This is a genomic window from Micromonospora sp. CA-246542, from assembly GCF_050942905.1.
In the GTDB taxonomy this organism is placed as follows: Bacteria; Actinomycetota; Actinomycetes; order Mycobacteriales; family Micromonosporaceae; genus Micromonospora.
In genome coordinates this window covers 6,431,646-6,454,635 of record NZ_CP192040.1, presented here as the reverse complement: position 1 = coordinate 6,454,635, position 22,990 = coordinate 6,431,646, and the positions used below count along the sequence as shown (strand labels likewise).

Sequence of the window (22,990 nt, the reverse complement as noted above, 5' to 3'; positions counted from 1 at the left end):
GGGCCGGGTCTCGCCGTTCGGGCCAGCGGGCCGGGCCCTGCGGTGCGGGCCAGCGGGCCGGGTCTCGCGGTTCGGGCCAGCGGGCCCGGTTTCGCCGTGCGGCCCAGCGGGCCGGGTCTCGCCGTCGGGTCAGCGTGCGCCGGGGCAGGTGCTCGGGGTGGGGCCGAGGGTGTCGCTGCCGGTCGGCGCCGGCAGACCGCACGCGATGGCGGCGCGTACCGCGTCCGACCGCTCCCGGATGCTGTCCAGCAGGGCCAGCGACCGCCGGGTCCGTTCCCGGTCGGCCCGGTCGGCGCCGTCGAGCAGGTTGCTCACCGCCCGTCGCTGGCTGGCGACGAACGTGTTGACGGCGTCGAGGCTGGCCGGCTCGGCGCGCTGCACGGCGGCGGCGGTGAGCAGGCGGGTGCCCTGCCGGGTGTCGGCGTCCATGTCGTCGAGGACGGCGCTGTAGCCGATGCGGTCGCCGCGCAGCTCGGCCGCCTCGCCGAGCCGGGTCCGGGCGAAGTCCAGGAAGAGCTGGCCACGGCTGATGTCCGAGCTGGCCAGGGCGAGTTGCGCTCGCTCGGTGGAGCGCTTCATCCCGTAGAGCGCGTCGCCGGGAACGGCGTTCTCGCTGGCGGCGGAGATGCCGGAGACGGCGATGGCGCCGGCGGCGATGCCCACCAGGATCGCTCCCCGGGCACGGGCCCGCCGGGCGGTGACCGCCGGCAGCAGCGAGCCACGGCTCGTGGTGGCGGCCGGCTCGGCGGTCGCCGGGGTCGTGCCGATCCCCTCGCGCTCGGCGGTGGCGAGCAGCATCGCCCGCAGGCCGGTGCGGAAGTCGGGATCAACCTCGACGGTCGGAGGATCGGCGCTGATCCGCTGGCCCACCGCGACGAGCGGCGCCAGCTGGCTGTCCACCCGGGACCGCACGTGGTGCCGCCGGCCGCCGTTGGCCTCGTCGAGAAGTTGCGCGAAGCGCTCGGCACGCCGGCGGGAGAAGAGGTCGTTGTCCACCGCAGGCACCTCCTCTCGCTGGTCACGGCCGGTCGGCCGCCGTGGTTTACGGCGACCGGGCGGCGTTTGTGACACCACGGAGGTGAGGCGCCGCCCGGACTGCCGGGCGGACCTCGGTGCCCCGGCCCTGCCGGGACGTCCACCGGTCGCACCCGGAGAAACGCGGCGGGCCGGGCACGGGTTACGGGCCGGGCGGAGCGGAAATCACAGAAAGTGATCGGCGTCACCGAGTGAGACCCGCCCTGAGCTGCGCAGACAGTGATCGACGCTCGTCGGGGCGGCTAGCGAATCACGGTTGGAAACCGTCGGGCAGCAGTCGTGCCAGCGCACGGACGGCCCGGTACTGCAGAGCCTTGATGGCACCCTCGTTCTTGCCCATGGCGCGGGCCGTCTCGGCCACCGAGAAGCCCTGCAGGAACCGGAGCACGATGCACTCCTGCTGTTCCGGGTTGAGCTGTTTGACGGCCGTGAGCAGGGCGACATTGGTGATGTGTTCGACCACCGCCGCTTCCGGGCTGCCCTCGGGGCCGCGATCCTCCCGGTCGGCGTCGAGCACGTCGCCCGTGGTGACCTCCAGCCGGTACCGGCCGGACTTGAAGTGGTCCGCGACCAGGTTGCGGGCGATGGTCACCAGCCAGGCGCCGAGGTCGCGGCCCTGCCAGGTGAAGCTCCCGATCCGCTTGAGGGCGCGCAGGAACGTGTCCGACGTCAGGTCCTCGGCGAGCTGACGGTTGCCGACCCGGAAGTAGACGAACCGGAAGACGGTGTCCACGTACCTGTCGTAGATGAGACCGAACGCCGCTGACTCACCGGCCTGCGCCCGCTCGACAAGCGTCCAGACCTCGGTGGCCGGGTCGGACGGGTCCGGGCGGCTCGGGAAACCGGTCGGCGTGGTCGGTGTGGCGGCCGGAACCGCCGGGATCACCGCCGTCTCGCCCGCCGCCGGGTCGGTGGCCGGAGCCGGGGCGTCGCCGGCCCGGCGTCCCTGCGACGGCATGGTCGGTCGGGTCGGCGCGGCGACCCGACCGCCGGTCGGCATCGCGTTGCCACCGGGGACCGCCGGTCTCGGCGGAGGCTCGTTGGTGTGCGGGCGGTTGCGGGTCCGCTGCGCGGGGCTCTCGCCACGCGGTGCGGCGTGCGGGTCGCCCAGCGGCGCGCGGGTTGCCGGCCGTTCGTTGACCTGCGAGCGGGGCGTCTGGCCGGTCAGGCCGACGGGGCGTTCCGCGTATCCAAAGGTGGTCATCGCGCCGCCCCCGTCCCCTTGGTGGCCGGACGGGCCGGTTTGCGGGTCGTCGGTGCGGACCGACCGGGCAGCCGGTCGGGCAGGACTGTTCCGGGGTGTGCCGACGGGCGGCAGTTCCCCTTGAGGTGCTGGTCCAATGCGCTCACAGGCACGGGGGCCTCCTCGGGCTGAGGGGTGTCGACTCACGGCAAATGGGGTGAGCCGACCCGAGTGATAATAGGGCCAACGTCACCCGCGCGTGGCAAGTCCGTTACACAAGGCGGAAGTATTTCCCGCTGTGTCGCACCGGCGGCGGACCGGTTGTCCGTCGTGTGCGTTTGACTTTCGACCGACCCGGTGTTCCAGGATGGATCCGCAGGTCGGACAGCACATTGGCCGATCAGGTGAGCGGCACCCGCCACCCGCCGTACCGGCTCGGCCGAACCGTCGACCGGGCGCGTCGCTCGTCCCATCAGCCGGACTCGATCGGCGCGTCGGTGGCACGGTGAGCGTCCCGTTGACGGGACGCCCTGCGGCGGTCACCGGGCGGCCGTCGGGGCGTGGTCCGTCGACCGCCGCTGTGCCAGACTCGATGACCGTGCAGGACTTCCCGCCGAACCTCGCCGACCGCGTCCGCCGGGCGGCTCTCGACCACGGTGACCGGCCCGCGCTGCACTGGCGGGATCAGCGGGTGAGCTGGTCCGAACTGGACGCCGCCGTGACCGCCGCCGCGTACGGCCTGGCCTCCGCCGTTCCGGCCACCGAGCCGGGCGACACGCCGCCCCGGGTGGCGATCGCGCTGCCCAACACCCCCGACTTCGTGGTGGGGTGGCTCGGCGCGCTGCGGGCCGGGCTGGTCGCGGTGCCGGTCAACCCGGGCTTCACCGCCCCGGAGCTGCGACACGTGCTGGCCGACTCCGGCGCGTCGCTGCTGATCGGCACCGAGCGGGTCCGCGGCCTGGTCGCCGAGGTGGCCGCCGATCTGCCGGCGCTCACCGCCGTGCACGACACCCCGCCGACCGCCGGGCGGCCCGGGCCGCGTCCCCGGGCCCGCCGCGGCGGGGACGACCTCGCCGTACTGCTCTATACGTCGGGCACCGCCGGCCGTCCGAAGGGCGCGATGCTCTCCCACCGTGCGCTGCTGGCCAACCTCGACCAGGTCGATGCCATCGAGCCGCCGGTGGTCGGCCCGGACGACACGGTGCTGCTGGCCCTGCCGCTGTTCCACGCGTACGGGCTCAATGCGGGGCTCGGCGCCGTCGTCCACCATGGTGCCGCCGGCGTGCTGCTCGACGAGCCGGACCCGACGGCGGGACTCGCCGAGATCGCCCGGCACCGGGTCAGCGTGCTGGTCGGCGTACCGTCGATGTTCCTGGCCTGGGCCGACGCCGACCCGGTCCGCGCGGCGACCGCATCGGTACGGGTGGCGGTGTGCGGCGCGGCGCCCCTGGAACCGGCGGTCGCGGCGCGCTTCACCGCGGCGACCGGCCACCCGGTGCACATCGGCTACGGCCTCACCGAGACCGCGCCGGTGCTCACCTCCACCCTGGTCGGCAAGGTGGCCAAGGCCGGCTCGATCGGCCGGCCGCTGCCCGGCGTCCAGTTGCGCCTGGTCGGGCCGGACTTGGTGGATCTGTGGCGCGACGGCCAGGCCGTCCCGGACGACGACACGGACGAGTTGGACATCTCCGACGTCGCCCCCGGCACCGACCCGGGGCAGATCGTCGTACGCGGCCCCAACCTCTTCGACGGCTACTGGCCGGACGGCCGCGATGGTCCGGACGCCGACGGCTGGTGGGGCACCGGCGACATCGCGTACGCCGACTCCGAGGGCGACCTGCACCTGGTGGACCGACTCGGCGATCTGATCCTGGTCAACGGCTTCAACGTCTATCCGCACGAGGTCGAGTTGGTGCTCGCCGGGCACCCCGGGGTGGCCGAGTCGGCGGTACTGGGTGTGCCGCACCCGCGAACCGGCGAGACTGTGCGGGCGTACGTGGTGCCGGCGCCGGGGCGGCCGGTCAGCGGCGAGGAGTTGCTCGCACACTGCGCACGGAACCTGGCCCGGTTCAAGTGCCCGACCGCCGTCGAGTTCGTCGACGCACTGCCCCACTCGGCGATCGGCAAGGTACGAAAGACCCAGCTCCGGTCGGCGACCCCGGCCGGTTCGCCCGCATCCGCCGACGACGCCCGCACGGAGGTACCCGATGGCCACTGACGCCCGGCTCGCCCTGATCACCCGACCCGGCTGCCACCTGTGCGACGACGCCAAGGCCGCGCTCGACCGGGTGGTGGCGGTCACCGGCGACAAGTGGGTCGAGTGGGACGTCACCGGCGACGAGGAGCTGGAACGGGAGTACGGGGACCGGCTGCCGGTGGTGATGCTCGACGGCAAGGAGCACGGCTACTGGCGGGTGGAGGAGGACCGGCTGCTGCGGGACCTGACCACGCCCCAACTCTGAGGGCCTAGGGTGCTCGGATGACCTCTGCGCACCCCCACCTGGTCTGGGACTGGAACGGCACCCTGCTCAACGACCTCAGCCTGGTGGTGGCCGCCACCAACGCCGCCTTCGCCAGCGTGGGCGGGCCGACCGTCACCTCCGACGAGCACCGGACGCGCTTCCGCCGGCCGATCGCCGACTACTACGCCGAGGTGCTCGGGCAGGCCGTGGACGACGAGGCGTTCGGTCGGCTGGACCGGATCTTCCACGACGCGTACCGCGACGGGCTGACCACCTGCGAGCTGGCGGCCGACGCGCGGACCGCGATGGCCGCCTGGGGCGGCAGTCAGAGCCTGCTCTCCATGTGGTTCCACGAGGAGTTGGTGCCCACGGTGCACACGTACGGGCTGACCGGCCACTTCACCCGGGTCGACGGTCTGCGGGCGACGGTCGGCGGCGACCGCAAGGCCGAGTCGCTCCGGCGGCACCTGGCCGAGCTGGAGGTGGACGGCAATGCGGTCGTACTCATCGGTGATTCCATCGACGACGCGGACGCGGCCCTCGCGGTCGGCGGCCGCGCGGTGCTCTACACCGGCGGGTTCACCGACCCGGCCCGGCTGCGCGACTCCGGTCACCCGGTGGCCGACACCCTCACCGACGCGGTGGCCCTGGCCGCCCGGGTGGTCAGTTCCGCAGGTAGGTGAGGACGGCCAGCACCCGCCGATGCTGCTCGGTGTCCGGCGGGAGGGTGAGCTTGGTGAAGATGTTGCGGACGTGCTTCTCCACCGCGCCGTCGCTGACCACCAGGGCGCGGGCGATGGCCGTGTTCGACCGACCCTCGGCCATCAACGCGAGCACCTCCCGCTCACGCGGGGTCAACTCGCGCAGCGGGTCGTCGCGGCGGCGTCGGGCGAAGAGCTGGCCGACCACCTCCGGGTCGAGCACCGTGCCGCCGGCCGCCACCCGGCGCAGCGCGTCCAGGAACTCGTCGATCGCCGCCACCCGGTCCTTGAGCAGGTAGCCGATCCCGCCGCCGCCGGCGCCGCCGGTGGTGGCGAGCAGATCATCGGCGTACGACACCTCGACGTACTGGGAGAGCACGAGGATCGGCGTACGCGGCACCAGTTGGCGTGCCCGCACCGCCGCCCGCAACCCCTCGTCGGTGTGGGTCGGCGGCATCCGGACGTCGACGATCGACACGTCGGGCCGGTGCTCGACCACCGCCTCGACGAGCGCGTCGCCGTCCCCGACGGCGGCCACCACCTGGTGCCCGCTCTCGGTCAGCAGTCGTACCAGCCCCTCGCGGAGCAGGACGGCGTCGTCGGCGATCACAATGCGCATGGGTGTGGTGTCTACCACGTCGGGACCGCCATCGCGTTGGTTCACAGCGGCAGTTCGGCGCGGATCTCGGTGGGGCCGCCGTTCGGGCTGACCACGGCCAGCTCGCCGCCGGCCGCCCGCACCCGGTCGGCGATACCGGCCAGCCCGTGCCCCTTCGCCAGGTGCGCGCCGCCCTGCCCGTCGTCGCCCACCCGTACCTGGAGGTGGGTGCCCTGGCGGGCCACGGCGACCGTGGCCTCGGTGGCCCGACTGTGCTTGGCGATGTTGGTCAGCGCCTCGGCCACCACGAAGTACGCGGTGTTCTCCACCGCCGGGTCGAGTCGGCCGTCCCGCGTGCCCAACTGCTTGTCGACCTGAAGCTCGATGGGGATGAGCCCGCGACCGGCGAGCGCGGCGAGCGCGCTGGGCAGACCCCGGTCGACCAGGATCGGTGGGGCGATGCCGCGCGACAGCGCCCGCAACTCGGCAAGTGTTTCCCGGGTCTGGGTCACCGCCTCGTCGATGGTCCGGCCGGCTTCCTCCGGGTCGGAGGCGAGCTGCATCCGGGCCCGGCTCAGGTCCATCGCGAGTCGGACCAGGCGCTGCTGCGGGCCGTCGTGGATGTCACGTTCCAGCCGGCGCAGCGCGGACGCCTCGGCGGACACCGCCGCCCGCTTCTGCTCCTCCAGCACGGTGATCCGGTCCCGCATCTCGGCCACCCCGGTCAGCAGGGCCCGGGCGAAGCTGGCCTGGAGCAGCGCGCAGCCCCGCACCACGATCGGCAGGGTGATCAGGAAGAACACGCCGACCGCGGTGTTCAGCCCGATCCGGGCGGTGGTCGAGTCACCCAGGCCGAGGAGTTGCGCCAGATCCTGGTCGTCTCCGGACGGACGGGGCAGGGCCCAGTCGTACGCCCAGTAGAGGGAGTTGGCGATCGCGACGACCCACCAGGCGACGGTGACCACGAAGGTGGCCAGGGCCACGATCAACCGCAGGATTCCGTGAGCCAGGTCGAGCCAGGACTGCGCGTCGCGCATCGGCAGGAAGATCCGCCGCCAGGCGCTCGCGCCCGCCTCCGGCAGTCGGTAGCGCGGTCGGATCCGGGGCTGCCGGAGTACGGCGGGCAGCCGCAGCCGCTCGATGTCTGCCAGCCCGCGTGCGGCGTACAGCGTGCCGCTGAGGATCGGCAGGCCGATCACGGTGACCATCAGGCCGAGGCCCGCCGAGAGGCCGACGATGAGGACGACGAAGCTGGCCACTGCCAGTGGCAGGCCGAGAAGCACGTACCCGGAGTCGACGAAGAGTTGGCGGGGGATGCTCCGTGCCAGCGGCTGCCGGTCGCTGGTGGCGGCAAGGGCGGTCATGGCTCAAAGGCTAGGCAGCCGCCGCCCCGCCCCCCATCCCGAAGCCTGGTCTCTCCCCGGTAGTGCTGCCCCCACCCCCCGTCCTCCCTCTCCCACCGTCGCGCCCATTCCCGCGCCGATCTTGCAGTTGCTGTTGATGATTTGCACAGCAGCGGGCGTTATGGAACGACAGAAAGTGCAAGATCGCGAGGTCGGGGGCGGGGGTGGGGGGTGGGGTTGGGGGGTGGGGTTGGGGGTGGGGGTGGGGAGCGGGGTTGGGGGAGGTGGGGGTGGATGGCGCGGGATTGGTCAGAGAAGTCGGGATTGAGCAATAATCGCGCAGGCGGTGAACGCTTAATCGATCTTGTGGAATGGAGGGGCGGGTGGGGTCGCGTGCTGGAGCGGCAAGATCGCGATTTGTGCACGTCTTCACAAGCGCCTACTCTGTAGTTCCGACGCGCCCTGCTAGCACAGCCGGCAACCACGGTCGCCAGCGGGAGTCCATAAGCGGCCGACCAGCAGAGTTGGCCGAGGATCGCACCGCACGGAGTCTCATGAGTCAGCACCGTCAGCCAGGTGTGCCCGGCCGCGCCGGTGCCGTACCGGCGCTTCCGGACCTTCCCGAGGCGACCGTCGCTCGGCTCCCGGAATACCTGCGCGCTCTGCACAACCTCGCCGACGCCGGCCACGAAACGATCTCCAGTGAGGGTCTCTCGGCGGCCGCCGGAGTCAACTCCGCGAAGCTCCGCAAGGACCTCTCGCACCTCGGTTCGTACGGCACCCGGGGCGTCGGCTACGACGTCGCGTTGCTGATCGAGCAGATCGAGTACGTGCTCGGGCTCACACAGCGTCGCGCTGTCGCCCTGGTCGGCGTGGGTAATCTCGGTCACGCTCTGGCCGGCTACGACGGGTTCGCCAGCCGGGGCTTCCGGATCGCCGCACTGTTCGACGCCGATCCCTCCCGGGTCGGCGAGGAGATCAACGGGCTGGTGGTCCGCCATGTCGACGACCTGCCCGCGGTCGCTGCCCAGGAGTCCATCGCGATCGGCGTGATCGCCACCCCCGCCCCCGCCGCCCAGCGGGTCGCCGATCAGCTGGTCGCGGTCGGCGTGACGAGCATCCTCAACTTCGCGCCCTGCGTACTCTCTGTTCCGGAGGGGGTCGACGTGCGCAAGGTCGACCTCGCCATCGAGCTGCAGATTCTGTCCTTCCACGAGCACCGTAAGGCGTCGCTGACCGCGCTGCCCGCCACCGGCGGGTCCGCTCTCACCGCCCTGCCCGGCGGTCTCGCGGCCACCGACACCCAGGAGGCGATCGGCACGTGAAACTGCTCGTCGTCGGCGCGTCCTACCGGACCGCCCCGGTCGCCACGCTGGAGCAGCTGGCCGTGCCCCCCGCCGACCTCACCCGCACCCTGGACCGCCTGGTCGCTCAGCCGTACGTGAGCGAGGCGGTGCTCGTCTCCACCTGCAACCGGGTGGAGGTGTACGCCGCCGTGTCCGGTTTCCACGGTGGGCTCGGCGACATCTGCGCCGTCCTGGGCGAGCAGGCCGGCAGCACCCCGGCGGCGCTCGCCAACAACCTGTACGTGCACTACGACACCGCCGCCGTGGACCACGTCTTCCGCGTCGCCACGGGGCTGGACTCCATGGTCGTGGGCGAGGCGCAGATCCTCGGCCAGTTGCGCGACGCGTACCACTGGGCCACCGGCACCGACTCGGCCGGTCGGCTGCTGCACGAGCTGATGCAGCAGGCGCTGCGCGTCGGCAAGCGGGCCCACGCCGAGACCGGCATCGACCGGGCCGGCCAGAGCGTCGTCACCGCCGCGCTGGAGTTGGCGGCCGGGTACCTCGACGGTGACCTCGCCGGCCACCCGGCACTGGTGATCGGGGCCGGTGCGATGGGCTCGCTCGGGGTGGCCACGCTGTCCCGGCTGGGCGCCGGGCCGCTCACGGTCACCAACCGGGGGATCGACCGGGCCGTCCGGCTCGCCGAGTCGTACGGTGCGGGCGCCGCGCCGATGACCGAGCTGGCCGCCACGCTCTCCACAGTGGACATCGTAGTGGCCGCCACCGCGTCCACCGAACCGGTCCTCACCCGGACGGTCGTCGAGGCCGCGCTCGCCGAGCGCGACCCGTCCCGGGGCCCGCTGGTCCTGCTCGACCTGGCCGTTCCGCGCGACGTCGAGGAGGGCGTCGCCGACCTGGCCGGCGTCGAGGTGATCGACATCGACCGGATGGCCGCACTGCTCGCCGACGGTCCGGCCGCGGCGGACGCCGCCGCCGTCGAAGGAATCGTGACCGGCGAGGTGGAGAGCTTCCTCACCTGGCTGCGCGGCGCCGATGTGGCGCCCACCGTGGCGGCGCTGCGGGGTCGCGCCGACGACGTCGTCGCCACCGAGCTGCGTCGCCTGGTCCAGCGCCGTCCCGACCTCGGCGACGACCTGCGCGCCGAGGTGGCCCGTACGGTGCACCGCGTGGTTCAGCGGCTGCTGCACCAGCCCACCGTCAAGGTCCGCCAGCTCGCCGCCGAGCCCGGTGGCGACCAGTACGCCGCCCTGCTGCGTGAGCTGTTCGACCTTCAGGTGCCGCAGACCTCGCCGGTCGACACCGTCCCCGACGTGCTGAGCCCCGAGATCGGCATGCCGTCCGCGGACGGCGACCCGGCGTCCGGCTCGGACGCGACCGATCCCGTCCCGCCCACCGGAGGTGCGCGATGACCGCCCCCCTGCGCCTCGGCACCCGGGGCAGCACCCTGGCCCTGGCCCAGTCCGGCCACGTCGCCGAGGCGGTGACCGCCGCCACCGGCCGCCCGGTCGAGCTGGTCGAGGTGGTCACCGCTGGCGACCGTTCCAGCGCGCCGGTGCACCGGCTCGGCGTCGGAGTGTTCGTCTCCGCGCTGCGCGACGCGCTGACCGCCGGGACGATCGACTTCGCCGTGCACTCGTACAAGGACCTGCCCACGGCCGCCGCCGGCGGGCTGCACATCGCGGCGGTGCCGCCCCGGCAGGATCCGCGCGACGCGCTGATCGCCCGCGGTGGCCAGACGCTCGCCGAACTGCCGCCCGGTGCCACCGTGGGCACCGGCGCGCTGCGCCGTATCGCCCAGTTGCACGCGCTCGGCCTGCAACTGGAGGTCACCCCGATCCGCGGCAACATCGACACCCGCCTGGCGCGGGTGCTCGGCCCCGATGCCGACCTCGACGCGGTCGTCCTGGCCCGGGCCGGGTTGGCCCGGATCGGCCGGGCCGACGTGATCACCGAGACGCTGGACCCGATGCTGATGCTGCCCGCGCCCGCCCAGGGCGCGCTGGCCGTGGAGTGCCGGGTCGACGACCAGGACCTGGTCGAGCTGCTCGGAACGCTCGACCACGCACCGTCGCACGCCGCGGTCATCGCGGAGCGCGCGCTGCTGGCCACCCTGGAGGCCGGGTGCAGCGCACCCGTCGCCGCCTACGCCGAACTCGCCGAAGGCGAGAACGGTGACGAGATCTACCTGCGCGGGGCGGTGATCAGTCCGGACGGCACTCGTGACCTCCGGCTGTCCCGCACCGGAACGCCCGCCGACGCTGCGGAGATCGGTAAGGCACTCGCCGCCGAACTCCTCGAACTCGGCGCCGACTCGATCCTCGGCCACGAAGGACACACCGGCCCGGGGACCCAGCAATTTGGGAGCACAGAATGACCCGCACCCGTAAGCCCGTCGGCCGTATCGCGTTCGTCGGGGCGGGCCCCGGCGACCCAGGTCTGCTGACCCGCCGGGCGCACGACGCCCTGGTCGACGCCGACCAGGTGATCTACGACCGGGGAGTCCCGGAGTCGCTGCTCGCCGCCGTGCGCGCCGAGGCCAGGGACGACGCCGAGTTCACCCCGGCCGAAGGCGCCCCGGGGGACGTGGCGAAGGTGCTGATCTCCGCGGCCCGGTCCGGGCTGAACGCGGTGCACCTGGTCGCCGGCGACCCATTCGGCCACGACTCGGTGGTCAAGGAGGTGCAGGCCGTCGCCCGTACCGCCGCCCACTTCGAGGTGGTGCCCGGTGTCGGTCAGGCCGAGGGTGTGGCCACCTACGCGGGCGTCCCGCTGCCGGGTGTGCGTACCGCCGCCGACGTCGAGGACGTCAGCGCGCTGGACTTCGAGGCGCTGGCCGCCGCCGTCGGCCGGGGTTCGCTCGCGCTCGCGGTGGACGCCGGTGACCTCGCCGCCGTCCGGGACGGGCTGCTGGCCGCCGGGGTCGACGGCACCACCGGTGTCGCGGTCACCGGCGACGGCACCGGCGAGACCCAGTACACGACCACGTCGACCGTGGACAGCTTCGTGGCCGCCGCGCTCGGCTTCACCGGCCGCGTGGTGCTCACCGTCGGTGTCGGGGTGGGGCAGCGCGACAAGCTGAGCTGGTGGGAGAACCGCCCGCTGTACGGCTGGAAGGTGCTGGTTCCCCGCACCAAGGAGCAGGCCGGCGTGATGAGCGCACGGCTGCGCGCGTACGGGGCGATCCCGTGCGAGGTGCCGACCATCGCGGTCGAGCCGCCGCGTACCCCGGCGCAGATGGAGCGGGCGGTCAAGGGCCTGGTCGACGGCCGGTACGCCTGGGTGATCTTCACTTCGGTGAACGCGGTCCGTGCGGTCTGGGAGAAGTTCGCCGAGCACGGCCTGGACGCCCGGCACTTCGGCGGCGTCAAGATCGCCTGTATCGGCGAGGCGACCGCTGACGCGGTGCGCGCGTTCGGTATCCAGCCGGAGCTGATCCCCGCCGGGGAGCAGTCCTCCGAAGGGCTGCTGGCCGAGTTCTCGCCGCACGACGAGATCCTCGACCCGGTCGGCCGGGTGCTGCTACCGCGCGCCGACATCGCCACCGAGACGCTCGCCGCCGGGCTCACCGAGCGTGGCTGGGAGGTCGACGACGTGACCGCGTACCGGACGGTACGGGCTGCGCCGCCGCCGGCCGAGATCCGGGACGCGATCAAGTCGGGCGGGTTCGACGCGGTGCTCTTCACGTCTTCCTCGACCGTGCGGAACCTCGTCGGCATCGCCGGGAAGCCGCACGCGCGCACGGTTGTTGCCGTGATCGGGCCCAAGACGGCGGAGACCGCGACGGAGTTCGGCCTTCGGGTCGACGTCCAGCCGCCGCACGCCTCGGTGCCCGACCTGGTGGAGGCGCTCGCCGCCTACGCCGTCGAGTTGCGCGAGAAGCTGGCCGCCATGCCGGCCAAGCAGCGCCGCGGCTCGAAGGTGCAGGGGCCGACCGCCCTGCGCTTCCGGTAGTCGTCGTTTCAGGAGGACCCTTCCATGTCGTACCCCGAGATCCGGCCCCGCCGTCTGCGCCGCACCCCCGCGATCCGCCGGCTGGTGTCGGAGACCCGGGTCGACCCGGCCGAGTTGGTCGTGCCGATGTTCGTCAAGGAAGGGTTGACCGAGCCGCGGGCGATCGCGTCGCTCCCGGGGGTGCTTCAGCACTCCCGGGACTCGCTGCGCAAGGCGGCGGCCGAGGCCGTGCAGGCCGGCGTCGGCGGGATCATGCTCTTCGGGGTCCCCGAGCAGCGGGACCCGACCGGGTCCGGCGGCATCGACCCGAACGGCATCCTGAACGTCGCCATCCGCGACGTGGTGGCCGAGGTCGGTGACGCCACCGTCGTGATGAGTGACCTGTGCCTGGACGAGTTCACCTCGCACGGCCACTGCGGGGTGCTCGCCCCCGACGGCGACGTCGACAACGACGCCACCCTGGCCGCCTACGCCGAGATGGCGGTGGCCCAGGCCGCCGCCGGGGTCGACGTGGTCGGGCCGTCCGGGATGATGGACGGCCAGGTCGGGGTGGTACGCCGGGCGCTCGACGCCGCCGGGTACCAGGACGTGGCGGTGCTGGCGTACGCCGTGAAGTACGCCTCGGCGTTCTTCGGCCCGTTCCGGGACGCCGTGGAGTCGGCGCTGGAGGGTGACCGGCGCAGCTACCAGCAGGACCCGGCGAACGTGCGCGAGTCCCTGCGCGAGGTGGCGCTCGACGTCGCCGAGGGCGCCGACATGGTGATGGTCAAGCCGGCGCTGCCCTACCTCGACGTGGTGTCGGCGGTCCGGGCCGCGGTGGACGTCCCGGTCGCCGCGTACCAGGTCTCCGGGGAGTACGCGACTGTCGAGGCCGCCGCCGCGAACGGCTGGATCGACCGGGAACGGGTGATGATGGAGACCCTCACCTCGATCAAGCGGGCCGGCGCGCAGATCATCCTCACCTACTGGGCGGTCGAGGCCGCCGGTCTGCTCCGCCAGCGTTACTGAGCGGCTCCCCGGCTTCGCCCGGGCCAACTGCCTCGTCGGCACCGGCGACGGTGGTCGGAAGTCGCCGGCTGGTCAGCCAGGCGAGCGCCAACAGCACGGCCGAGACCGCCAGCGCGAGCCGGGTGGCCAGCGCCAGTTCCGGCGCGAGGTCGAGGCGTCCGGCCGGGTCGAGCCGGCCGGCCGCCGTGATGCCCCCGCCGCCCAGGCTCGGGGCCACCCGGTCCGTGAGGAAGGACAGGACGGCGGCGATCAGCGCCGTGCCGGCCGCGACCGAGGTGTGTGACACCGTGGTGAGCAGGGTGGAGCCGGACGGCACGTCGTCGGGCGGAAGCGAACGGCTGGCCGCCGTCATCGTCGGCATCAGCGTGGCACCCATGCCCAGGCCGATGACCGCGCCCAGCGCCGCCAGCAATGGGTACGACGTGTCGGCGTCGAGCACCAGCACCCGGACCACCGTGCCGGCCACGGCGGTGCAGATGCCCAACCCGACCACCCGCCGCGCCGAGACGCGATCGACGAGCCGGGTCGCGACCTGGAGCGTCAGCCCGGTGGTCAGTGCCTGCGGGATGCCGATCACCCCGGCCAGGGTGGCCGAGTCACCGCGTACCACCTGCACGTAGGCCGGGAGGATCAGGAACGAGCCGAAGTATCCGGCGGCGAAGAGGGCCACCGTCGCGGCGCCGGGGGTCATCCCCGGCGCGCGCAGCACGGCCAGGCGCAGCAGTGGCTGCCGGACCCGGCCGGCCCGCACGGCGAAGGTGACCACCAGCAGGACGCCGAGCGCGAGCGGCAGCAGCACGGATGCCGTGCCGATCCCGCCCCGCTCACCGGTGACGCTGAGCCCGTACACCGCAAGCGCCAGCCCGGGGCAGAGCAGCAGCAGGCCGACGGCGTCCAGGCGGACCGATGGTCGTCGCGTATCGGCGACCGGCAGCACCGACCGGCCGAGCACCATCGCCACCAGCCCCACCGGCAGGTTGATCCAGAAGATCCACCGCCAGGACGCGTGATCGAGCAGCAGCCCACCCAGCACCGGCCCGATGAGCGGCCCGACCAGTACCGGAAGACCGAGCAGGCTCATCATCCGTCCGCGCCGTCCCGGCGGAACGGCGGCGAGCGCGACGGCCATCCCGACCGGGTTGAGCAGTCCGCCACCCAGCCCCTGGAGCACCCGGAACGCGATCAGCGACCCGACGCTCCAGGCGGCCCCGGCCAACACGGAGCCGGCGGTGAACAGCAGCAGCGCGGTCAGGTAGGTGCGGCGGGCGCCGAAGCGACCGATCGCCCAGGCCGCAGTGGGCATCACCGCGACCAGGGCGAGCGCGTAGCCGCTGGTGACCCAGCCGATCGTGGTGAGGTTGGTGTCGAGGTCGTCGACCAGCCTCGGCAGGGCCACCACGGTGACCGTGGTGTCGATCACCGCGAGCAGGCCACCCAGGGTCAGGTACCAGCCGAGCCGTCGCGCAGACGTGTCCATGTCGTCTGCTCAGGGCCGGACCCGGCGGGCGGTGCGCAGCGCCTCGGCCCACCAGGCCAGCTCGCTGAGCGTGGCGTCGGCCGCCTGCCGCAGCGGCTCGTCGTCGACCAGCCGCCCGTCGACGTCGAGTCGTTCCCAGGGCGCCCGGAGCACCACCCCGGAGCGGGTCGTGGCGGCCTGCACCTCGGCGAAGACAAGCCGGAGCTGCTCCACCGCGCGGATGCCACCGGAGCTGGCGCCGTACGACACGAAGGCCACCGGCTTGCGGGCCCACTCCCGGTAGTGCCAGTCGATGGCGTTCTTCAGGGCGGCCGGGAAGCTGTGGTTGTACTCGGGGGTCACCACGACGAACGCGTCGGCGGCGGCCAACCGGGCGCTGATCGGGCTGGCCGAGTTACCTCCGGGAGGGGTGTCGGCGAACGGCAGCGCCACCTCGGCGAGGTCGACGAGGTCCAGGTCCAGGTCCGCGCGGCGGCTCCCGTGCGCGACGAACCAGTCGGCGATCGAGCGGCCCACCCGAGGTTGCCGGACGCTCCCGACGAGCACGGCGACGGTCGGTGCGGTGTCCTCTTGCGTAGTCATGCCTCGGACGCTAGGACTTGAAGTAATGATGAAGTCAATGGCGGCGGGGGAATGGCGATGGGCGCGTTGACGGTCGGCGAGGTGGCCCGGGAGAGCGGCGTCAGCGGCTCCGCCGTGCGGTTCTACGAGCGGCAGGGACTCATCACGGCTGCCCGCACCGGCGGCAACCAGCGGCGCTTCGACGCGGACGCGGCCTGTCGGATCAGGGTGGCGCGGGTGGCCCAGCGCGTCGGCCTGACCGTCAACGAGATCCGCGACCTGCTCGCGGTCCTGCCTCCCGACCCCCAGCCGGCCGACTGGCAGGGCCTGCACGATCGGCTGACCGCCGAGGCCGAGCGGCGCATCCGTGACCTGCACGCGGCGCTTGACGACATCGGCTCCGGCCGCCGCCTCTGCGAGCTGTGACCCCGACCGGTCCGTAGTCTGCTGATCGTCGCCCGCGTGCCCTGACGATCAGGGCAGGTGCCCCGGCTGGCCCAACCACGGCCATCCGGGTGAGGGCGGCGAGCAGCTCGCCGGCGCGGGCCCAAGCCCCAAGCCCCAAGCCCCAAGCCCCAAGCCCCAAAGCCCAAGGGGCCCAAGGGGCTCCTTGACGTCCTTTGCTCTGCTTCAGCGGAGGCAACACTGAGGGCCCCACACTGTCTCCTCCGTTGAAGCAGAGCAAAGGACGTGTGGGGGATGCGGTGGGCCCTGAGCCGGGCCGATTTCCACAGGGTTATCCACAGGGGTTGAGTGGTGAGTTTCGGCCGAGAATGGTTGTCGGATGGCTTCCGCACTCGTTCCTCCTACGCCACCCGGCCCGACCGTTGGGCGCTTTCCCATCACCGGCCTGGTCCGTCGGGCCCGCCGCATAAAAGGGCTGGGCCAACGTCAGATGGCCCGGTTCGCCAAGGTCGCACCGTCGACCGTGGGCAAGGTCGAGGCCGGCAGTCTGGCACCGAGTCTGGCGGTGCTGGAGCGCCTCCTCGGCGCGGCCGGGCTCTATCTGGTGGTGGTGGACCAGGAGGGCCGGGTGATCCAACCGATGGCCGACCGCGACGACGTTCACGACGGCGCTGGTCGCCGCTACCCCGCCCACCTCGACACGATCCTCGATCCTGAGCCGGGGGAGTGGTGGGGAGACATCTACGGGCTGGCGCGACCGCCGGAGACCTACCACCGAAGCTCGGCGGATCGCGAGGCGCGACGCCGACGCAGCCAGTGGGAGGTGCGGGTCGCGCAGCATCGGCACCTGCCACCGCCGCCGATCGGCCAGGAGTACTACTGACACCGCGAACGGCCCACCCTCCGTGCGAACCCGGAGGGTGGGCCGTCAGCGTCAGCGGTCAGTCGTCGTTGCTGATGGTTCCGGTCGCGAGCGGGTCGGCCAGCCGTAGGCCGGGCACGCCGGCCACCAGCAGGGTCAGCTTCTCGTCCGACTCGCGTCGCCGATCACCCCGCACGCTCACCGGGAAGGTCACCGAGGTGTCCCCGGCGGCCAACACCTTGCAGCCGGCGTACGCGTCGAAGTCCGAGCCCGTCTGCGCCGTGAGACCGACGGTCGCGGCACACAGCAGCACGGGCTGCGACAACGGCCGCGAGACGGTGGCGGTGAACACCATCTGCCGGGTGCCCTGGTCGCCCTCGACCACCGTGGTGTCGGCGACGGTCAGCGCCGCCCGCGAGCGGAACCTCGCCACCTGCGGATCGTGGTCGCTGGAACCCCGTGAGCCGTCACCGGAGAACTCCGCCGGCCAGTCGGCGTTGACGTGTGCCGCCCGCACCTGCACCAGGTCGCCGTAGAACGCGTCGTTGACGAACAGGTGGTCGAGCGTCTGCGCCTGACCCTCGAAGCTGTACGAGTACGCCGAGGCCGGCACGTCCGCCACCAGGTTGTCCCACAGGTTGTGCAGGCCCGCCTCGTACAGCGGGGCGAGCTGGTCCGACGGAGTGGGCTGGGCGGCGGTGGCGATGGGATCGTCCGGGCGGGGGAAGACGTTCAGGTCACCGCCGTACACGACCCGGGCGTCCTGGTCGGCCGCCTCGATCGCGGTGACGATCGCCGCTCCGTACGCCGCCTGCTCCCGCCGCTGCCCGATCCGGCTGTCCGGGCCGGAGGAGTAGTGGTTGCTGAGCGCCCACAGGGTGAACCGCTCGGTCGAGCCGGGCGCCGCGGCCACGTTGAACCTGCCCAGCTGGGGTGCCCGGGTGAAGACGTTGTTCCCGTCCTTGCCCGTCGACGTGTCCACGTCGGACGGCAGCACCGCGTTGAGCGCCTTCGGGTTCTGCACGTCGGCGTTGCCCGGCAGACCGGCGGCCCGGTACTGGACGGTCGGCGTCGCGCCCAGCAGCGGGTCGCCCGCCGTCGCGGCCGCCAGGGACAGCCGGTCGGTGCGGTACAGGAACGCGGCGGTGATCCCGCGGGCGTCCGCCCCGGTGCGGTCGTAGGCAGCGGCGTACGCCGGCCCGCCGGCCGCCGCCACCGCGAGCGCCAACTCCTGGATGCTGTCCGGAGCGCCGTCGGCGTTGTTGGTGTCGCCGCAGGCCAGCGCGGTCCCGGAGATCGTGCAGATGTCCTGGTCCTCGGCCTCCTGCACCAGGATCAGATCCGGTGCGTGCAGATCCTTGACGATCTGGTCGGCGAGCGACGTCAGATGCTGGCGGTAGTCCGCTTCGCTGCTCGGCACGTAGTCGAACGGCGGGCTGACACCGGTGCAACCGGCGTTGCCGGTGAAGTCGCAGCCGTCGAACGGGTCGTCGCGGTAGTCGTACAGGTTCTCCACGTTGTAGGTCGCGACCGCGACCTCCTGGGAGCGGTCGGCGGGCTTCGGCGGGTTGTTCTTCGACGGGTCGGCCCCGGCGTCGAACTCGGCCCGCTCGACCTGCACGCCGTACTTCTCGAACGAGTAGTAGACGCCGCCCACCGCGTCGGCACGCAGCGTGTCGAAGGTGTGTGCCGGCGGGAGCAGCGCGGTGCTGTCACCGGCGGTCGCCTTCACGCCCATGCTGCCGAGCAGCACCCGCTGCCCGTTGCCGTCGTCGAAGCGCCGGGTCGGGTCATTGTCCAGCGGGTGCGAGTCCCGGAAGACCCGCCGGGCGTACGGGTCGGCGCGGTCCAGCAGCGGATCGTCCCGGTCGACGACCCACAGCTCCGCGTCGGCCGTGGACGAGAAGACGTCGCGGCCGCTCACCGCGCCGCTGCCCGCGCGCACCCGCAGCCGGGCGCCCTCGTGCCGCTCCCACCAGCGCTGCGCCTCGGTCAACTCGACCGGAGGCGTCGCGTCGGTCACCGTGACCGCCGTGTCCACGTCCAGGCCGGTGGCGATCCGGCGGACCAGCGACGCACCGGAGAGCTGGGTGAAGTTGTAGTACTCCGACACCCGCGCCCGCAGCACCACCTCGTCGCCGACCGTCGGCACGTAGCCGCCGACCAGCGAGGTGAACGTACCCATGAAGACGAAGATGCCGTCGGAGCTGGTCGGGTCGCCGTCGGTGTCGCCGCTGCGGCTCTGCAGGAAGAACCCGTTCTGCTCCGCCCCGGCCGACGTACGGGCCAGCGTCCGCTGGGTGATAACGCCACGGACGTCGTACATCGTGCTGCTGGTGCCGTTGCCGCTCGCCGGTGCGAGCGGTGACCGGTCGGCGGGGCCGGACTCGGCGTCGGTGGTCGGACCCTGCACCTCGCCGACGGTCAGCTCCCGGGTGACCTGCACGGCCAGCGCGCAGGTGGCGGTGCCACCGCCCGCATCGGTCGCGGTCACGGTGACGGTGTACGCCCCGGCGGTGAGGTCGGCGCTCGCGCCGACCGTGGCGCGGGCCGTGCCGCCCACCGCGTCGGCGGGGGTGAACGCGGTACGGGTGATCGAGCCGCTGGCCGGCGTCGGGCTGACCCCGGTCACCGCCAGGTCGACGATCTCGTCGTCCGGGTCGGTGGCGATGACCTCCCGGCTCGCCGCCGTTCCCGACGCGGTAACCAGTGGGCCGCCGCAGGTCACCGTCGCCGGGACGTCGACCGGCCCGCCGCCGTCCACGCTGTGCGAGCCGAGCCCGTCGAAGGTGTCGACCGGGAAGCCGGCCCACTGGGCGGCGGGGTCGAACGCGTCCGACGGGTCGGTGTCGCCCGCGGTCACCGAGGGCAGGCGGCGCAGCGTGTTGTCCGCCGTGCTGGTCGTGCCGGTGCCCCACTCGGTGCCCGGGTCGACGCCGACCTGACCGATCGAGTCGAGCACGGTCGTGCCCCGGCGCAGCACGATCGCGTCGTCGCCGTTGAACAGGCTCGTCCCGGTGGTCTGGTCCGCCTGGGCGAGGATGGCCGCCCCGGCCGAGGCGCTGGCGAACACGAAGGCGTCTCCGGCGGCGACCGTCCCGGTCAGCGCGATCGTGGTCGCCGTCGTGGAGCCGTTGAAGTAGAGCTGGAGCTGGTAGCCGCCAGCGGTGAGGTCGACGGGAGCGCCGGTGCCGTTGAACAGCTCGATCGCCTTGTTGTTCGACGAGCCTTCGACGTACTCGGAGATGAACAGGTCGGTGGGCGCGGCGCTGGCCGCGCCGGGGGTGACGCCGAGGGCCGTGACGGTCACTGCGGCGGTGGCGATCGCGAGCGCGGCTGTTGTGCGGCGCGGGCGCATAGGGCCTCCACGATGGGTGGACGGGGTCAACGCACGTTAAGGTGCCCTACTGTCCACCGTCCATCCCCTAGTGGACACTTTCGTGAATTCCTCAGCGTGGCTGATCGAGTCGGTGCACCAGCTCGGCGACGTCGACGCTGTACTCGCACCAGTCCCGGTCGGGCCGGTAACCCAGCTCTGCGTTGACCTTGAGCATCGCCTCGTTGGCCTGCGCGTTCCAGGTCTGCACCTCGGCCAGCTCCGGCTCGGCGGAGCGCAGCTCCAGCAGCATCCGCGCCTTGATCGCCCGGTCGATGCCGTAACCCCGGTGGTCCTGCCCCACGATCGTGTCGTACTGGTCGGCGCGGGTCGGGTGCTGCGCGGGCACCACGACCTCGGTCAGACCGGCCACCTCACCGCTCTGCTCGTGCCGGGCCAGCACGATGTACGGCTTCATGCCGCGCCGGTGCAGCGTGTCCAGGCTGTCCCGCAGGCGCTCCGGGTCGTAGGAGCTGGGACGTAGCTCGCCGTCCTCGACGTCGCGCACCTCGGCCTTGGCCCGCGCGTACGACTCGATCAGATCGTCCGGTGGACCGCCCGGGTAGAACTCCAGGTGGTAACCAGCGCCGATCCCGGTGGCCATCTCGGTCAACTCGGCCCAGTTGACCGAGGTCAGGTCGAGCACGCTGCGCGTCTCCACGTACTCACGGGTGAAGCCGAGCGACTCGTAGAAGGCCACCGCCGGCGTGTCGCCGACCACCTCGACGCCGATCGACTGGAAGCCCTCCTGGTAGACCCGCCGGGCCGCGCGCAGAACCAGGTCACGACCGAGGCCGCCGCGTCGTACGGAGGGGTGGACCAGCACCTCGAGCACACCGATGTCACCGAGCAGCAGCACGTGGACCTGGCCGAGGACGGCACCGACCTCGCCGGGAGCGCTCGGTTCGGCCTGGGCGAGCCAGGAGATCCGCCGCTCACCCGGCATCACCTCGCCGAGATACTCCCGTAGGGAGGTCTCCCGCCACGGCGGGTCCTGCGGCAGATCGGCCGCGAGTACCGCGTTCAACGTGGTCAACAGCGACGCGATCTCGGCGGACGAAGCGGTCCTGGGGTCCCACTCGCGCACCATCACCCGTCTAGCTTGCCGCTAACGGCTGCCCGGGGGAAGTGTCCGGTCCTCCAATGTGCGTGGACGATCACATCAGAGGCGGCTGGCCCGTCCGTACCGGTCAGCGGTGTCGTAGACGGCCTGCGCGTACCGCCGTACGTCGTTGTACGACAGGATCGCGTTCCACCAGTCTCCCGGGATGCTGAGGTTGCGGCCACCCTTGCAGAGGTAGTTGCCGGCCGCCAGCGCCGCGTCGTCCAGGTCGTGCGGGTCCTTGATCCCGTCCCCGTCGGCGTCGGCCCCGATCTCCTGCCAGGTCGTCGGGATGAACTGCATCGGCCCGATCGCCCGGTCGTAGATCTTGTCATCGTCGAGCGCGCCGCGGTCGGTGTCGATGATCCGCATCCGGCCGCCCGTGCCGTCCAGCGGCAGTCCGATGATCTTTGGTAGCGCCTTGCCGTCGGCGCCCAACTGCGCGCGGTTGGCCGAGCCGTGCCCGGACTCGACCTGACCGATCGCGGCCAACGTCGTCCAGCTCAACGCGCAGCTACGGTTGGACTGGGCGAGCATCTGCTCCGCGTACCCGTACGCCCGCATGGCGGTCGGTGGGATGCCGACCTTGGGTCCGACCTGCTGCGCCCAAGCGGCCAGGGCGTCCGACGGGCGACCGCCGATCGTCGGGGCGACGGCCGGCCCGGTCGGCACGACGCCGGTGGGGAACGCCCCGGTCGGCACCGCGCCCGTCGGCACCGCCCCGGTGGGCAGCGGGCCGGTCGGCCGTGGGTCGAGTGGCAGCGCCGGCGGCACGGCCACGGTCGGTGCGGCCGAGGCGTCGACGGCCACCGGCTTGGACCCGCCGATGGTCGCCGGGACGAGCAGCGCTCCCGCTGCGGCGGTCGCCGCGACCAGGGCCAGCAGGAACACGCCGGGAACGGTGAGTCGACCGCTGGGCCGGCGCGACCACTCCCGGGTCGCCCGGGCGGCGGTCACCGCGGCCTGGCGCGGCGGTGGCAGACGGACGGCGTGCGCGAACGGCACGCGCCGCCGCCGACCGGGCGTGACCGCCGGTACCACGGCGACGCCGTCCACCTTGGTCGCCGTCAGGTCGGTGGCGCCCGCCGCGACTGTCCCGTCGCCGGTCGTCGCGATACCGGCCTTGGCGTCGCCCGCCTTCGCCTGCGCCGGATCGGCGGCCGTGGCACCGCTCTTCACCGGATCGGCGGCCGTGGCACCGCTCTTCACCGTGTCGGCGGTCGTGGTGCTGGTCTTCGCCGGGTCGGCGGTCGTGGTGTCGGCCTGCGCCGGGTCGGCGTCGGTGGTGCCAGTCTTCGCCGGGTCGGCCTTTGCCGGGTCGGCGGGCGTGGTGTCGGCCTTCGTCGTGTCGTCGCCGTCGGTGTTGTCGCGCGCCGGGTTGTCGGTGCCTCCCTCGGCCCGGTCCGCGGCGGCGGTGTCCGTACCGGCGGTGTCCGCGTCGGCGGCATCGGCGGTGGGGGCCGCCTTCGCGGCAATGTCGTCGTCGGCGGCGGCGTCCTCGCCCCGGTCGGCGGTGGGGGCGTCGACTGTCGAGGCAGGAGCCGCAGCGTCGGCCGAGGCCGGAGGTGTGCTCTTCGCGTCGGTCGTGCCGCTGCTCAGCCAGGGGCGGCGCGGGC

Annotated in this window: 19 protein-coding genes; 10 read left to right on the top strand and 9 right to left on the bottom strand. The window is 72.9% G+C overall.

What is annotated here, in order from left to right:
• Positions 1-129: 129 nt before the first annotated feature.
• Both ACQP0N_RS29980 and ACQP0N_RS29975 read right to left on the bottom strand, forming a co-directional pair.
• The gene (locus ACQP0N_RS29980; protein ID WP_433115747.1) at positions 130-996 is read right to left on the bottom strand and encodes a DUF5667 domain-containing protein; all 867 of its coding nucleotides are present in this window, start codon (positions 994-996) and stop codon (positions 130-132) included.
• A gap of 289 nt (positions 997-1,285) precedes the next feature.
• Positions 1,286-2,239, bottom strand: coding sequence for an ECF subfamily RNA polymerase sigma factor, BldN family (locus ACQP0N_RS29975; protein WP_355050812.1), 954 nt, complete (start codon positions 2,237-2,239; stop codon positions 1,286-1,288).
• Positions 2,240-2,810: 571 nt separating this feature from the next.
• Between ACQP0N_RS29975 and ACQP0N_RS29970 the strand changes: the two genes are divergently transcribed.
• From ACQP0N_RS29970 to ACQP0N_RS29960, 3 genes are read left to right on the top strand one after another with little or no spacing between them, the layout of a single operon-like run.
• Positions 2,811-4,436, top strand: coding sequence for an AMP-binding protein (locus ACQP0N_RS29970; protein WP_433115745.1), 1,626 nt, complete (start codon positions 2,811-2,813; stop codon positions 4,434-4,436).
• Positions 4,426-4,680 (top strand): glutaredoxin family protein, encoded by a 255-nt coding sequence (locus ACQP0N_RS29965; RefSeq protein ID WP_355050810.1) that lies wholly within the window; start codon positions 4,426-4,428, stop codon positions 4,678-4,680. Before ACQP0N_RS29970 ends, ACQP0N_RS29965 begins: the two co-directional genes overlap by 11 nt.
• 17 nt (positions 4,681-4,697) lie before the next feature.
• Positions 4,698-5,363: an HAD family hydrolase gene (locus ACQP0N_RS29960; protein ID WP_433115743.1), complete on the top strand. Its 666-nt coding sequence runs from the start codon at positions 4,698-4,700 to the stop codon at positions 5,361-5,363.
• On the opposite strand, the gene ACQP0N_RS29955 is transcribed toward ACQP0N_RS29960, so the two are convergent.
• Positions 5,344-6,000: a response regulator transcription factor gene (locus ACQP0N_RS29955; protein ID WP_357129188.1), complete on the bottom strand. Its 657-nt coding sequence runs from the start codon at positions 5,998-6,000 to the stop codon at positions 5,344-5,346. The two genes, ACQP0N_RS29960 and ACQP0N_RS29955, sit on opposite strands and share 20 nt — an antisense overlap.
• Before the next feature lie 41 nt (positions 6,001-6,041).
• The gene (locus tag ACQP0N_RS29950; protein ID WP_433115741.1) at positions 6,042-7,343 is read right to left on the bottom strand and encodes a sensor histidine kinase; all 1,302 of its coding nucleotides are present in this window, start codon (positions 7,341-7,343) and stop codon (positions 6,042-6,044) included.
• Positions 7,344-7,876: 533 nt separating this feature from the next.
• Between ACQP0N_RS29950 and ACQP0N_RS29945 the strand changes: the two genes are divergently transcribed.
• The 5 genes from ACQP0N_RS29945 to hemB are packed head-to-tail and all read left to right on the top strand — an operon-like array spanning position 7,877 to position 13,591.
• Positions 7,877-8,647, top strand: a complete 771-nt coding sequence (locus tag ACQP0N_RS29945) for a redox-sensing transcriptional repressor Rex (RefSeq protein ID WP_433115739.1) — start codon at positions 7,877-7,879, stop codon at positions 8,645-8,647.
• On the top strand, positions 8,644-10,041 hold the full coding sequence (locus ACQP0N_RS29940; RefSeq protein WP_433115737.1) for a glutamyl-tRNA reductase: 1,398 nt from the start codon (positions 8,644-8,646) through the stop codon (positions 10,039-10,041). Before ACQP0N_RS29945 ends, ACQP0N_RS29940 begins: the two co-directional genes overlap by 4 nt.
• Positions 10,038-11,006, top strand: coding sequence for a hydroxymethylbilane synthase (gene hemC / locus ACQP0N_RS29935; protein ID WP_355050804.1), 969 nt, complete (start codon positions 10,038-10,040; stop codon positions 11,004-11,006). Before ACQP0N_RS29940 ends, hemC begins: the two co-directional genes overlap by 4 nt.
• Positions 11,003-12,583 (top strand): uroporphyrinogen-III synthase, encoded by a 1,581-nt coding sequence (locus ACQP0N_RS29930; protein ID WP_355050803.1) that lies wholly within the window; start codon positions 11,003-11,005, stop codon positions 12,581-12,583. The genes hemC and ACQP0N_RS29930 overlap by 4 nt, the downstream gene beginning before the upstream one ends.
• 24 nt (positions 12,584-12,607) lie before the next feature.
• The gene (hemB, locus tag ACQP0N_RS29925; protein WP_433115735.1) at positions 12,608-13,591 is read left to right on the top strand and encodes a porphobilinogen synthase; all 984 of its coding nucleotides are present in this window, start codon (positions 12,608-12,610) and stop codon (positions 13,589-13,591) included.
• Here hemB and ACQP0N_RS29920 read toward each other — a convergent pair.
• Entirely contained in the window at positions 13,542-15,068 is a 1,527-nt protein-coding gene (locus ACQP0N_RS29920; protein ID WP_433115733.1) for a DHA2 family efflux MFS transporter permease subunit, read from the bottom strand. The two genes, hemB and ACQP0N_RS29920, sit on opposite strands and share 50 nt — an antisense overlap.
• A 9-nt stretch (positions 15,069-15,077) precedes the next feature.
• The gene (locus tag ACQP0N_RS29915) at positions 15,078-15,650 is read right to left on the bottom strand and encodes an NADPH-dependent FMN reductase (protein WP_433115731.1); all 573 of its coding nucleotides are present in this window, start codon (positions 15,648-15,650) and stop codon (positions 15,078-15,080) included.
• A 57-nt stretch (positions 15,651-15,707) separates the two neighbouring features.
• Here ACQP0N_RS29915 and ACQP0N_RS29910 point away from each other — a divergent pair, with 57 nt between their 5' ends.
• Complete coding sequence (locus ACQP0N_RS29910) at positions 15,708-16,055, top strand: MerR family transcriptional regulator (RefSeq protein ID WP_433115729.1); 348 nt, start codon at positions 15,708-15,710, stop codon at positions 16,053-16,055.
• A gap of 358 nt (positions 16,056-16,413) precedes the next feature.
• Positions 16,414-16,917: a helix-turn-helix domain-containing protein gene (locus ACQP0N_RS29905; protein ID WP_433115728.1), complete on the top strand. Its 504-nt coding sequence runs from the start codon at positions 16,414-16,416 to the stop codon at positions 16,915-16,917.
• 58 nt (positions 16,918-16,975) lie between these two features.
• Here ACQP0N_RS29905 and ACQP0N_RS29900 read toward each other — a convergent pair whose 3' ends face one another.
• From ACQP0N_RS29900 to ACQP0N_RS29890, 3 genes are all read right to left on the bottom strand, one after another.
• On the bottom strand, positions 16,976-20,254 hold the full coding sequence (locus ACQP0N_RS29900) for a lamin tail domain-containing protein (RefSeq protein WP_433115726.1): 3,279 nt from the start codon (positions 20,252-20,254) through the stop codon (positions 16,976-16,978).
• A 91-nt stretch (positions 20,255-20,345) separates the two neighbouring features.
• Positions 20,346-21,362, bottom strand: coding sequence for a GNAT family N-acetyltransferase (locus ACQP0N_RS29895; RefSeq protein WP_433121881.1), 1,017 nt, complete (start codon positions 21,360-21,362; stop codon positions 20,346-20,348).
• A 72-nt stretch (positions 21,363-21,434) separates the two neighbouring features.
• Positions 21,435-22,445, bottom strand: coding sequence for a lytic murein transglycosylase (locus ACQP0N_RS29890; protein WP_433121880.1), 1,011 nt, complete (start codon positions 22,443-22,445; stop codon positions 21,435-21,437).
• Positions 22,446-22,990 lie beyond the last annotated feature (545 nt).

Bases quoted from the DNA above. Each gene is read 5' to 3' on its own strand.
- ACQP0N_RS29975 (WP_355050812.1), bottom strand. From the start codon at position 2,239: ATGACCACCTTTGGATACGCGGAACGCCCCGTCGGCCTGACCGGCCAG.
- ACQP0N_RS29970 (WP_433115745.1), top strand. From the start codon at position 2,811: ATGACCGTGCAGGACTTCCCGCCGAACCTCGCCGACCGCGTCCGCCGG.
- ACQP0N_RS29965 (WP_355050810.1), top strand. From the start codon at position 4,426: ATGGCCACTGACGCCCGGCTCGCCCTGATCACCCGACCCGGCTGCCAC.
- ACQP0N_RS29960 (WP_433115743.1), top strand. From the start codon at position 4,698: ATGACCTCTGCGCACCCCCACCTGGTCTGGGACTGGAACGGCACCCTG.
- ACQP0N_RS29955 (WP_357129188.1), bottom strand. From the start codon at position 6,000: ATGCGCATTGTGATCGCCGACGACGCCGTCCTGCTCCGCGAGGGGCTG.
- ACQP0N_RS29950 (WP_433115741.1), bottom strand. From the start codon at position 7,343: ATGACCGCCCTTGCCGCCACCAGCGACCGGCAGCCGCTGGCACGGAGC.
- ACQP0N_RS29945 (WP_433115739.1), top strand. From the start codon at position 7,877: ATGAGTCAGCACCGTCAGCCAGGTGTGCCCGGCCGCGCCGGTGCCGTA.
- hemC (WP_355050804.1), top strand. From the start codon at position 10,038: ATGACCGCCCCCCTGCGCCTCGGCACCCGGGGCAGCACCCTGGCCCTG.
- ACQP0N_RS29930 (WP_355050803.1), top strand. From the start codon at position 11,003: ATGACCCGCACCCGTAAGCCCGTCGGCCGTATCGCGTTCGTCGGGGCG.
- hemB (WP_433115735.1), top strand. From the start codon at position 12,608: ATGTCGTACCCCGAGATCCGGCCCCGCCGTCTGCGCCGCACCCCCGCG.
- ACQP0N_RS29920 (WP_433115733.1), bottom strand. From the start codon at position 15,068: ATGGACACGTCTGCGCGACGGCTCGGCTGGTACCTGACCCTGGGTGGC.
- ACQP0N_RS29915 (WP_433115731.1), bottom strand. From the start codon at position 15,650: ATGACTACGCAAGAGGACACCGCACCGACCGTCGCCGTGCTCGTCGGG.
- ACQP0N_RS29910 (WP_433115729.1), top strand. From the start codon at position 15,708: ATGGGCGCGTTGACGGTCGGCGAGGTGGCCCGGGAGAGCGGCGTCAGC.
- ACQP0N_RS29905 (WP_433115728.1), top strand. From the start codon at position 16,414: ATGGCTTCCGCACTCGTTCCTCCTACGCCACCCGGCCCGACCGTTGGG.
- ACQP0N_RS29900 (WP_433115726.1), bottom strand. From the start codon at position 20,254: ATGCGCCCGCGCCGCACAACAGCCGCGCTCGCGATCGCCACCGCCGCA.
- ACQP0N_RS29895 (WP_433121881.1), bottom strand. From the start codon at position 21,362: ATGGTGCGCGAGTGGGACCCCAGGACCGCTTCGTCCGCCGAGATCGCG.